This is a genomic window from Candidatus Chloroploca mongolica (genome assembly GCF_004762035.2).
GTDB classification, from domain to species: Bacteria; Chloroflexota; Chloroflexia; order Chloroflexales; family Chloroflexaceae; genus Chloroploca; species Chloroploca mongolica.
This window is the reverse complement of the sequence record NZ_SIJK02000055.1, coordinates 24,121-34,251: the sequence shown is the minus strand read 5'-3', so window position 1 is coordinate 34,251 and position 10,131 is coordinate 24,121. Positions and strand designations below refer to the sequence as shown.

The 10,131-nt window shown below is 59.4% G+C and carries 9 protein-coding genes; all 9 read right to left on the bottom strand.

Annotated features, from left to right (window positions below; all coding sequences use genetic code 11):
• Positions 1-38 precede the first annotated feature (38 nt).
• Genes EYB53_RS20485 through EYB53_RS20445 form a run of 9 tightly spaced genes read right to left on the bottom strand, consistent with a single transcriptional unit; the run spans position 39 to position 9,971 of the window.
• Positions 39-641 (bottom strand): hypothetical protein, encoded by a 603-nt coding sequence (locus EYB53_RS20485; protein ID WP_135480517.1) that lies wholly within the window; start codon positions 639-641, stop codon positions 39-41.
• Positions 638-2,254, bottom strand: coding sequence for a baseplate J/gp47 family protein (locus EYB53_RS20480; RefSeq protein ID WP_135480515.1), 1,617 nt, complete (start codon positions 2,252-2,254; stop codon positions 638-640). Before EYB53_RS20480 ends, EYB53_RS20485 begins: the two co-directional genes overlap by 4 nt.
• A gap of 9 nt (positions 2,255-2,263) precedes the next feature.
• Positions 2,264-2,635, bottom strand: a complete 372-nt coding sequence (locus EYB53_RS20475) for a GPW/gp25 family protein (protein WP_167857515.1) — start codon at positions 2,633-2,635, stop codon at positions 2,264-2,266.
• Positions 2,623-2,928, bottom strand: coding sequence for a hypothetical protein (locus tag EYB53_RS20470; protein ID WP_167857514.1), 306 nt, complete (start codon positions 2,926-2,928; stop codon positions 2,623-2,625). Before EYB53_RS20470 ends, EYB53_RS20475 begins: the two co-directional genes overlap by 13 nt.
• An 8-nt stretch (positions 2,929-2,936) precedes the next feature.
• Positions 2,937-3,698 (bottom strand): phage baseplate assembly protein V, encoded by a 762-nt coding sequence (locus EYB53_RS20465; protein WP_135480511.1) that lies wholly within the window; start codon positions 3,696-3,698, stop codon positions 2,937-2,939.
• Positions 3,699-3,700: 2 nt separating this feature from the next.
• Complete coding sequence (locus EYB53_RS20460) at positions 3,701-4,819, bottom strand: phage late control D family protein (protein WP_135480509.1); 1,119 nt, start codon at positions 4,817-4,819, stop codon at positions 3,701-3,703.
• Positions 4,820-4,856: 37 nt separating this feature from the next.
• The gene (locus EYB53_RS20455) at positions 4,857-5,645 is read right to left on the bottom strand and encodes a hypothetical protein (protein WP_135480507.1); all 789 of its coding nucleotides are present in this window, start codon (positions 5,643-5,645) and stop codon (positions 4,857-4,859) included.
• Positions 5,646-5,649: 4 nt separating this feature from the next.
• Positions 5,650-6,360: a hypothetical protein gene (locus EYB53_RS20450; RefSeq protein ID WP_135480504.1), complete on the bottom strand. Its 711-nt coding sequence runs from the start codon at positions 6,358-6,360 to the stop codon at positions 5,650-5,652.
• A gap of 50 nt (positions 6,361-6,410) precedes the next feature.
• Entirely contained in the window at positions 6,411-9,971 is a 3,561-nt protein-coding gene (locus EYB53_RS20445; RefSeq protein ID WP_167857513.1) for an eCIS core domain-containing protein, read from the bottom strand.
• Positions 9,972-10,131: the final 160 nt, after the last annotated feature.

Below are 10,131 nucleotides of genomic sequence, written 5' to 3'. Positions count from 1 at the left end.
TAGCACTCGAAAGTATGCCACAGAAGCTGCCGCGCCGCTTATTTGAAAGGTATTGGGTTTAGATCACCCAACCAGCCATTCCAGCCGATCCACGCAGCCAGCAGCGGTAGCAGCCGCCCATCTACGTGCTCCAGATCGGTGAGATGCAGAAGCGCACGTGCGAAGCTGTAGATCTGGTCAAGTTGGCCACCGGGCAGTTCGAGCAGTCGTCTCAGCTGACCGTGCATGCGGTCGGTCTCTGTCATCGCGACCGGAGGATTGACCGGCAGCTGTGTGTCATAGCGTTTGTAGATCGCCGGCAGCAGATCGTAGATCTGCCCGGCCATGTTGTAAGGGCCGGTGGACATCATCGCCACGCGGTTGTGCCGGTCGAGATAGTAAGTCGGTGGTGAACCGTGCCGATAGATGAAGATCGAGTAATAGTAAACCGTCTCCGCCTTCAGACCCGTGTCGCTGACGGCGGTCAGACGTTCGCCCATGGCGATCTCAGTGCCATCGTGAGTGGCAGCAGCAAAGGCGCCCTCGCGGCGCATAACCACCAGGCCTAGCTCGCGGAACTGCTCAGGCAACTCCCAGCTCAGGTCGATGCGGTTGCCATCCGGGTGGGCTGTCGCACGGAGATTCTTGAGGCGCATGCTCATGCCCCTCCTTCCGTCCCTACGATGGCAACGTTGATGCCCGTGGTGTAGTTCGGGTCACCAGGAATGCAGGGAAGCTCATTCGCCCCCAGCTTGATCAGCCCATCTCCGTTACCCGCACGCGGGATGTCACGGCTGAACCCGGTGATCGTCACGTAGCTGACCCCGTCGATCGCCTCGATCGCCTCGTAGAACTTGCTGAGGTAGATGGTCTGGGCGAAATCAACCCGCTCGAACGCGAGTAGCTTGCCGGCGGCCGTCTGGACGTGAGCCGCGATTTCCTTATGCTCATAGTAGGCATTGACCCCGATCCTGGCTGTCACATAGATTGGCACATAGTCCACGCCCGCGATCTCGATGCGGGTGGTGAGCGGGCGCTTATCCTCGAAATAGGCCAGCAGCCCGGCACGCAGGCTATCGGTGAGCGGGCCGCCGCCCGCAGGGGCCACATAGAGCGTAACCGTGGCCCAGCTATCCGCCACGGCCCGCACGCGGCCGACGCCCTGGTAGTTGCGCGCCAGCGCCTCGTAGTCCGCTCTGGTCACCGCACGTTTGCGAGCGCGAAAGACGGCTGGGGCCTGCAGCACGGCGTGCTCGATGCTTTCACGATCATCACCGCCGGTGGCCGGCGCCACGTTGATCACACTGGCGCCGATCAGGCTCAACTGGGACGCACTGGCGATTGTCGTGATTGTGCGCGCGCCAACGTTGCCGTGCGCACCACCGCCGACCCGGTAGCTGGCTTTGATCACCGCGCCATCGGGCGGCATGGCGCCGAATGTGCCGTCGCCAAAGCTAACGCTAGCCCGGTCATGCTCGTCGATAGACACTACGAAATCGCGATCATCGCTGCCGCTGAAGGCGAGGCTCTCGCGCAGGTGCCAGCGTGTGATTTGCCCGCCATACTCGACCAACAGGGTGAGATCGCGGTTGTCTAGTCGGTTCTGGTCGGACGGGCGCAGGATCAGGCGCGGGTGGGCCAGCGGGAAGCGCTGGTTAGCTGTGCCGTCAGACACGCCCAGGCGCTCAGCCAACACCAGGCGGCCCTCTTCGACCGGGATACCTACGCGCCGAAAGGAGCCCGCCGATTGAGCGCTATAAGGATCGAGCCCGTAGTAGCGGTACCGCTGCCCGGTCGCCGGGTCGGTGGTGGAGGACAATCTGGTGCAGTCGATCTCCAGGCTGACATCACCTGCGTACTCAAAGCGAACACTCGGCCGGTCGCGCTGGCTCTTTGTGGCGAAGGCGTCGCCCTGCTTGATTGTCACCGTCCCCTGGTAGTCCAACGGGAAAAGCAGGCTGAGTGTGGCGGCGGCCGGGGCCGCCGTGCCAAGCGTATACCCAATCAGGCGCAGGTGCTGGATGATGCTACGGCGGGTCTGCGCAGTGCCGAGGAAGCTCTCGCCGGCGATACGATCCTGGTAGTAGCTCAGGATGTCGCCCATGTGCGCGAAGGCCTCGAGCAGCACATTGCCCATATCCGCCTCTGAGCTAGCGTCGGTCCACTCGGGCAACTTCTCGCGCACCCGTTCGCGCATAGCATAGAGCAGGCTATCATAGTCACGCGCCATATAGTCGAGCACTGCGCGTCCATTTGTTCGTTTGATCTCGGCCATTGCGCACCTCTATCTGAAATGTAGCCGTACTGCCTGGCGGGCCAGGTCGCGCCGGCGCGTATAGACTATCTCGACGGTGATCAGTTCACCCTCGGCGGTCACGCCGACGCCGTCCACGCTGATCTCGTCGCCTAACCAATGGGCCAGGGCCTGCGCGATGGTGAACTCCATCGCCGCGGCGATCACGCCGTCGTTCGGCTCGAAGATCTGGTTGAGCAGGCCGCAGCCGAACTCCGGCAGGTTGACCCGCTCGCCCGGCGCGGTGAAGAGCACCTGGATGATCTTGCCGCGCAGCGCCTCGTCACCACCACTGGCGCTGATGCGCCCGTCAGTGATGGCGAAGGGGAAGGGGAAGCTGATGCTGGAGGTTAAATATTCCATCCGATATGCTCCGTGCCGTCGTCGCTCTGAATGCAGAGATGGCCATCGACCTGGATCTGAACCCCGACGATCTTCATATGATCGGTGATGTAATTGACTACGCCGGCAGCGATGGCGGAGGAGAGATCCTTCCATCCCTCTCGTGCCTGATCCAGGGTTTCTTGCGCTTTGACGTCACCACTCGCCTGCTTAACAGCATCAAAGAGCGGCGGAGTAAGAAGCCTGTCGATTTCCTTGTAGATAGCCAGGCTCATACCTTTACCTGCTTCTTCCGTAACGGCGTCGATTGGCATACTGCCTCCTATCCGTCGAGCATATGTTTCGTTGAAAGGGCACTCTGAACGTCAAGTTTGATCGGAGCCGTCGGCGGAGAGGTAGGTGCTCCGAGGTTGCCAATATGGGTATGGGTGCTCAGCGCGAGAAGAAAGTCCGTGATCTGGGTCGCAAACGTCTTGCCGAGAATAAAGGGTTCGGCCGCGCTCTTGCTACCGACCTTCATACCATCTGTTTCAAGCGTGATGTTTCCTTCATTAAGAATGATCCGGTTATTTTGACTGTCGGTGATCGTAATACCATCCTTGTCCATCGTGATGACATGCCCGTGTTCACCTTCCACAATTGTGATCATCTCGCTCCCATCCGCATCCTCGAACTGGATCGTGTGCCCCTTTAAGGTCTTGATGATCTTGCGCGTCGGCGGGCGCTGCACCGTACCCTCTTGCGTACCATCATTGGGCTTCGGCAGTTCGCTGGTGCCACCCGGCCTGCTCCAGAAGGTGCCGGTCCAGATCGGGAACTCGAGGTCGCCCTCTTCAAATTCGACCCACACGCCGGCCCCTTTCTCCGGGATGAAGAGAAAGCCCTGGTTTTCAGCGCCGCCATAGGGCACGCAGGGCAGTGCCCAGCCGGTGACGACTTGCTCGCCAAGCACGCTCGGCACCCGTAGCGTGAGCCGCCCGAGGTGCTCGGGGTCGGCGTTGTCGACGACGAGGCCGCGGTACTTGCCATAGAAACGGCGCTCGACCTTCTCGACCAGACTGGCGACGATCTGCTCCATGCTCATCGTTAGATCTCCTCTGTGGGCGCGAAGTCTTCCGAGCCACCTGGCATCAGCGCGTTGCGCTTGACCCGGAAATGCTGGCTGTAGCCGCTCTCGCCAAAGCGGTGGGTTACATGGGTGACGTAATAGACCCCGCTGTAGCTCTCGCCGATACCCTTGATCGTCACGGTGCGCCGTGGCCTGAGCACGTGCCCGTAGCGGTTGGCGTTAACCTCGCCCTCGCCGGTCACAAACCACTCGGCCTGATGGTAGAGCCCCTGACAGAGCGCGCTCAATTCCGGTGTGCCTGTCGTCGCAGCCTGCGCGACGATCAGGCCGGGGGCGATGCCGGGAGCGAGCAGGTTCGCCGCATCGTTACTACCCAGGGCGTGTTGCCGGCTCGCGGCTGCGCCCACGCTCAGCACCGCTTTGTTCAACCGGTCGATCTGGCACATCGCCACCTCGGTCGGCGTGAGCGCATTGACCTCCAGGGTGAAGCGCTCCACGTTGGTCTCTTCGGAACCAAAGTGAACCGCCAGCACCGGCTGGGGTGGCGCGTCGAGTTGCGGCGAGCGGAAGTAGCCGGCGCCGTTTTCGACATAGCAGACGAAGCCGTTGCGTGCGGCGAGGCGGCGCAAGAACTGCATGGCGGTCTCGCGCTGGATGATCGTCGAGACCTTCTCGTCGTGGACCAGCGTCGTGTCTTCGATCTCGGCGTCTCGGTTTGCCGGCAGCAGCGCATAGCCGTCGAAGATCTCGGTAGCAATATCGCTATCCTTCTTATTCGGCCAGGCGCGCAACTGCTCCTCGCGGTCGAGTAAGACGCTGCGATCCATCCCCCAGATCTCGAGCGTACACTGTGCCGGGTCAGGGTCGAAGGCCGGGCGCACATGGGTGATATAACCGTCGATCAGCTCCTCCAACTCATCGCCCAGGCCGGCGCTGATCGTGACCTGTCGCCAGACCCGCAGCCGCTCGTCATCGAGGTAGCGCCAGCTCCCATCCCGCTCGCGATCGATGCTCAGGCGCAGACGGAACTGAGCGGCCAGATCGTCGTCTAGCTCCACCTCCAGGCTGCACAGATCCGCGTAGAGGTCGGCGGCCTCCTCGCCATCGATCACGATTGAGAGATACTCGCGCTCCATAAGATATTCCTGCTATGCGACGTCGAGCTATGGGCGATCAGACTGGCAGATCCGACGGGATGGCGATCTGCTTGCCGACCCTGCTGATCTGCTCTGGCCTACCTGCCACAAGGCCAGGGATCTGCGTATTCATCGCTTCGGCCAGTTGCTCAGCGGTGACATTCATGCGGTTAAAGGTCACCTGCACCGAGCGGATGTGGCGGTCTATGGCGATCAGGGCGGCATCCCACGACTCCACCTCGGTCTGGAGTTCATCCGTGACCATGATCTGTTCCACACCTACGGTTGCCTCTAGTAGTGCCAGCAGCGCCGCCCAGGGAAACTGCTCAAGGTACACATCGAGTCCATCGCTTACATCGGCGACCAGATACGAGCCGGCAGGCTCGTCGGCAATCCACCACCTACCACGCTGGTCGTGCCTGGTGAGCGTGGCGCTCTCCGAGAGCACAACACCCAGATCGATGCAGGCCTGGCGCAGTAGCTCAGAAGGGGTGTCGTGCTCCAGTTCACCCGCGAGTTCAGAGGGAAGGCTGCCAAGGGGCGCCGCCGCCAGCGCGAAGGTCGCGACACTGATCGGCTCCTGGCCAAGCAGCGCCAGCGGCGAGAGGAATTCCGGGTTGGCGTCGCAGATCTGCCACCACTTGCGCGGCTGGCGAAAATAGCGGTTGGCTAGCAGGTCGTGGCGCTCGCCCTGTCGCACCGTGTGGAGCAGTGCCCCCTCGGTGCGCGGCAGCGGGCGCAACGCGATCGAGCGAAGCACGCGACCGCGCGCGTCGGACGCCGTCACCTCGGGCAACTTGCGATAGCGTGAGCCCTTCGTAAACATCAGCCTATCCTGGGATAATCACATCGGTTACATTGACGACACTGGCCATGCCCATCGCCGCCAGGGCCTCACGCGTGCGCAGCGAGCCCTTTGAGGCCCCATTCGGCCCCTCGATCACCGTCAGGGTCAGCGCAACCGTAGCCCGCAACGGGTAAAGCGCCAGATTGAACTCACTCTCGGTGATAGTCATAGTGTTGATATTCACCGGCAGCACCCAGCGGCTGCCCCAGACGAAGAGGATCAGTGGCGGGTTCGGCCCGCTGGTGTAGCTGAAACGTTTGCTAACGCCTGCGACCTTCTTCAGAACCTCGCCCAGCAGCGTGCCTTCGCGCGGCGTCACCATCTGCTCGAGGATAGCGATTTGGGGGGCGATGCCGAAGCGAGCGGCGACCGCGTTCCCCTCATCGATGCCGTCGGTGGCATCGAGGCGAATCTCCAGGCTGAGTGACTCCTCCTGCACCGTGACCTGCTGCTCCGCCTGGAGATCCAGCAGATTGGCCTGGGTCTGGTGCAATTTGCGCACCTGGTCTCCGCTCAACTTGCCTGCCTTCACATCGAGCGACGTCGCGCCGGGCGCATCAAAGCCCAGGCTGCGGCTACGCTGGAGCTGCAGCGGGTTGAACTGGAACGGCACGATCAGCGGCGGCGGGCCAAGGCTGTACTCGACGAAGGCGCCACGGGTACCGCGGGGGTGGTTAGTGATGGGGTTGGGCATAGGTTGGGTAAGGTCCCCTTTCACGAATTATGCAGTCGAAGGTATACATTTTACTTTCTGAAAGCTTGGGCGAGGCCTTTCCAGCCTTCTGAGTAATTTTCGTCAACCTTCGGATTTTTTGAATTACCCCGTTCCGTTATGGTATAGTCTTCCAGCAGATTCCCGTCGTCGGTAAATATTTCGTATCTTCCCCAATGTATTTGGAATTTGTTTGCTGTTGTAGGCATTGCCCGACATCTTTGCCATACTTCCATGTCGAAATTATTTTTCAAAACCTCTGCAACACCTCTCATCGTATTTTCTAAGTATTTGTGGTAGGAAAGATTATACGATCTCGTCGCATACATGATCCCAGTGTGAAATTCTTTACCCGTGCCAGGCCCCACTAGGTGTGCTCTATGCCAGCCAGGAAGACCCACTGCTGTTGCTCCCTCCATATTTTCTTCAAGACGACCCCGTGGTATTGCCTTGCCTACCTTACTTACGATAAGAGCTTCACCAGTGGTTGGATTGGTCACAGCGTTCTCCTTGGCCGCGAATTGTGTTGCAGATCGGGCACTTTTAAACCTCTTTTCCAGTGTCTTGTCTATCACTGCAAGAATCTTTGTCATGCGTATTCGCTTGGGCGATGCGATATTCTTCGTTTTTGCAGCAAACCTCACCTCTCGACTTAACGTCTCAAGCTCACTGAATAATGCCATCGCTTCCTGTTTCTTCTTAGCATCTTTGATGTCATTGATCGCATACTTATAGGCCTCGATCTTTTGGAGGATCTCCATTTTCTGGCTGGCGACAAAAATGAACACCTCTCTATCTTGCTTCTCGACCCATAGCTCATGGTGCTCACCAAGAACGGCAAACGGCACCTTTTCTCCCAACACCACACCCTTAATCTTTCCAGCGAAGCCCTTTGCCACTGCGGTGCCCTTTTCTAAACTAGCCTTTCCAAGAGCCGTGGCCTTCTCGGCAAGAAGGCGCCCACCGATCTCCAGCAGGCGGCTATGGAAGCCCGCTTTTAACACGGCCAGAAACTCGGTGAGGGACGAAGGGGCTCCCTGCTGACCACTCTCTGCCTCCCGTGCTGTTCGCTGCGTCCGGGCCGGTTGGGGCGGAGCACCTTCGGTACCAATAGGACGTACAGGATCGATGCCTGTCAACTCTTTGACCATGCCCACTCCGTCGGTCAATATGCCCAGTGCTTTATTCTCGGCACCGCTGGTCAAATTACCAGCGCGTGTGACCACATCATCGACAGCACCAACGATGCGAGATACTGGTGGCTTTAGTGGCTGGATCAGTCGTTTAACCGTGTCTGAATCGGCCACCTCCTTGATAAGGTCATCGGCGAACCTGAAGTTCTCGCGAACTAGCTGGATTATCGATTTGCCGCTCACCCCCTGAATGATTGTAAAAACCTGCTTAAGAGCCTCCGTCGGTGGATGGGTGATTAAGAGGTTAAGCACCCATTCTACGGCCTGGTCAGCCAGCATAGAGAGTATACGAGCGGGTTGGACCAAAAATGTAATCTGAGCTTTGATCTCGCTGGCTATCGTGTCGAACCTTCCACGAATACCATGGAAGAAATTACTTACCACCTCGCGCAGTTTGCCGACCATCTGGCGCAATACTACCGCAGGATCGCTGATCGCTTCGATTGCACTAACGATCGCACTGTAGGCCATCGCGAGTGGTGAGAACCAACTCTTGCGGGTAATATTGATGCTAGTTAGGCCCTTATGAACATACTCCATGACCCGGTTGTACACCTTCTTCAACGTACGGACAAGTTTCATCAGGGCACGAAGCATCCCCGTCAAGCCCTTCCCCCCACGCTCTGCGGCGGGTTCCTTCTCTGTCTCCTCCTGTTCCTTGGCTGCCAAAGGCAGATCTGGCAGTCCCTGAACCTCGCCGAAGAGCGCCTTTACAAGGAGATTGCCAATCCCTTTGGCGCTAACGATCTGTTGGAGATCATCGAGCCGGGTCGTCTGAATCGCATTGACTGTATCGAGAATCATGTGAGCTTTGGCGTAGATCTCGGGTAACTCGGTTGCAAGCCAGAGCAGAATCCTGCCTAAGACACTTGTGCCGCCGCTACCGACGGCTAGTGCAAGCTCTCCACCTACTTTGACGCCCCTTATCACGTCCTCTTTAGAGATTTCCAGCTTTACTTCTTCAATAGCCTGCTCGTTTCTGAAGATACGACCTCTACTCTGCATCCATCTCTTGAATTGGGTGATCTTGGCAGGGCTCAGGCGGCTAAAGAGTTGATCAAACGCGCCTGTATGCTGCTTGGTTATCCAACCAACCTCAAACGTTACATTTCGTAAGGCGTTGATCAGGTAGTCAAATGGTGTGAGCCGGCTGCCATTCTCCAGAGGCTTGCGCATCCACTTGGCAACAACTTCCATTATGGCGTCTTCATTCCACGGTGCTAGCCATTCGTTACTCTGTAGGATCTGCTTGATCCAGTGAGCATCCTTATTGGCCTCAGTACGAAGAGCCTGAGAGACCGACTCAAGCACTTGTGGTGTTGAAGCAGGTTGGATAAGCGAGGGTGACTGCCTGGCCGGGTCAAGCGCAACCGCCTGACGGCGCATCGCAGTCGGCGACCGTGAGATTGAGCGTAGAGGTGACGCAGACGCTGCTGGAAGCACAATCTGCTCGGCTACCTGTTCGGCTTCTTGTTCGAAGGGGTCGCTAGGAAGGTGACCAGCCTGCTGCATGATTTCTGCCGGATTGTCCTGCTGCTGCACCACATGCGTCAGCTCGTGGGCCATCAGCCGACGCCCCTCGGTCGTCCCCGGCGCGTACTGACCTGCCCCGAAGACCACATTGCGGCCCACGGTGTAGGCCAGGGCATTCACCGCCCGCGCCGACGCGGCTGCCCGCGCATCGGTGTGTACCCGCACCTGCGCGAAGTCCTGGCCGAAGCGTGGCTCCATAAAGGTGCGCGTGGCCGCGTCGAGCGGTTGGCCTGGCGAGCGCAGCACGTCGTGGACGATGGGTGGGACAGCGGTGGCTTCGGACGGGCTAGCCGCACGGCGTTGCAGATGGCCTTTGTCGGAAGCCGGGGGGTGTGGGAGCTGTCTTGCATGAGCCTTGCTCCTCCCGTCGATCACTTCGCCCTGCTCGGCCCGCTGCCCACTGAGACAGTGGATATAATGTGCCCATGCATCGGCGGTCTCCGATCCTCCACAGGGTGTAGCACAGTCGAAGATCGGACAGTACTCCTCTTTTGTCGCTTCTCCAATCCCGGCGCGATGGGCCGCCTCGTGAATGAGGGTTTGTATGCGGCGCTCCAGCGTCTCGTTGAAAAATGCCTCACAAAGGTAGATGGAGGGCTGGCTACCGATCACATATCCTTCCCTGGCGCCACACATTGGATGCCCGGATGCATCACGAAAGGCCAGGCTAGGAGCAGAGATACGATCGCGCATCTCGCCGATCACACTGGCGATCCAATCCAGATCCGGCCAGGTGATGCCGAGGAGCTGTCGTGCCAAAGATCGTGCGGTTGCGCTCCAGCGCTCTCGCGGCTCTGCAAGGCCGGCAGCCCGCTGGTAAGCTATCTGGCAGCAGATCGAGGCCGCTGCGCGTGCCTCCTCAATCATACGTTGTTGCAGTGGGGTAGGTGGCCTTGGCTCTGTAGCTGTGTTTTGCGGGCGTGCTGGTGGCACCGATGCAACAGAGGTTTGTGCCTGCACCCCCCCATTCCCCACAAACCGCTGCAAAAACAGCCGCGACCCAGGCTGCAACTCCGCCCGCCGCGCC

What these genes read in the sequence shown, in the direction of transcription:
- EYB53_RS20485 (WP_135480517.1), bottom strand. Translation starts at nt 641, where the DNA reads ATGAGCATGCGCCTCAAGAATCTCCGTGCGACAGCCCACCCGGATGGC.
- EYB53_RS20480 (WP_135480515.1), bottom strand. Translation starts at nt 2,254, where the DNA reads ATGGCCGAGATCAAACGAACAAATGGACGCGCAGTGCTCGACTATATG.
- EYB53_RS20475 (WP_167857515.1), bottom strand. Translation starts at nt 2,635, where the DNA reads ATGGAATATTTAACCTCCAGCATCAGCTTCCCCTTCCCCTTCGCCATC.
- EYB53_RS20470 (WP_167857514.1), bottom strand. Translation starts at nt 2,928, where the DNA reads ATGCCAATCGACGCCGTTACGGAAGAAGCAGGTAAAGGTATGAGCCTG.
- EYB53_RS20465 (WP_135480511.1), bottom strand. Translation starts at nt 3,698, where the DNA reads ATGAGCATGGAGCAGATCGTCGCCAGTCTGGTCGAGAAGGTCGAGCGC.
- EYB53_RS20460 (WP_135480509.1), bottom strand. Translation starts at nt 4,819, where the DNA reads ATGGAGCGCGAGTATCTCTCAATCGTGATCGATGGCGAGGAGGCCGCC.
- EYB53_RS20455 (WP_135480507.1), bottom strand. Translation starts at nt 5,645, where the DNA reads ATGTTTACGAAGGGCTCACGCTATCGCAAGTTGCCCGAGGTGACGGCG.
- EYB53_RS20450 (WP_135480504.1), bottom strand. Translation starts at nt 6,360, where the DNA reads ATGCCCAACCCCATCACTAACCACCCCCGCGGTACCCGTGGCGCCTTC.
- EYB53_RS20445 (WP_167857513.1), bottom strand. Translation starts at nt 9,971, where the DNA reads ATGATTGAGGAGGCACGCGCAGCGGCCTCGATCTGCTGCCAGATAGCT.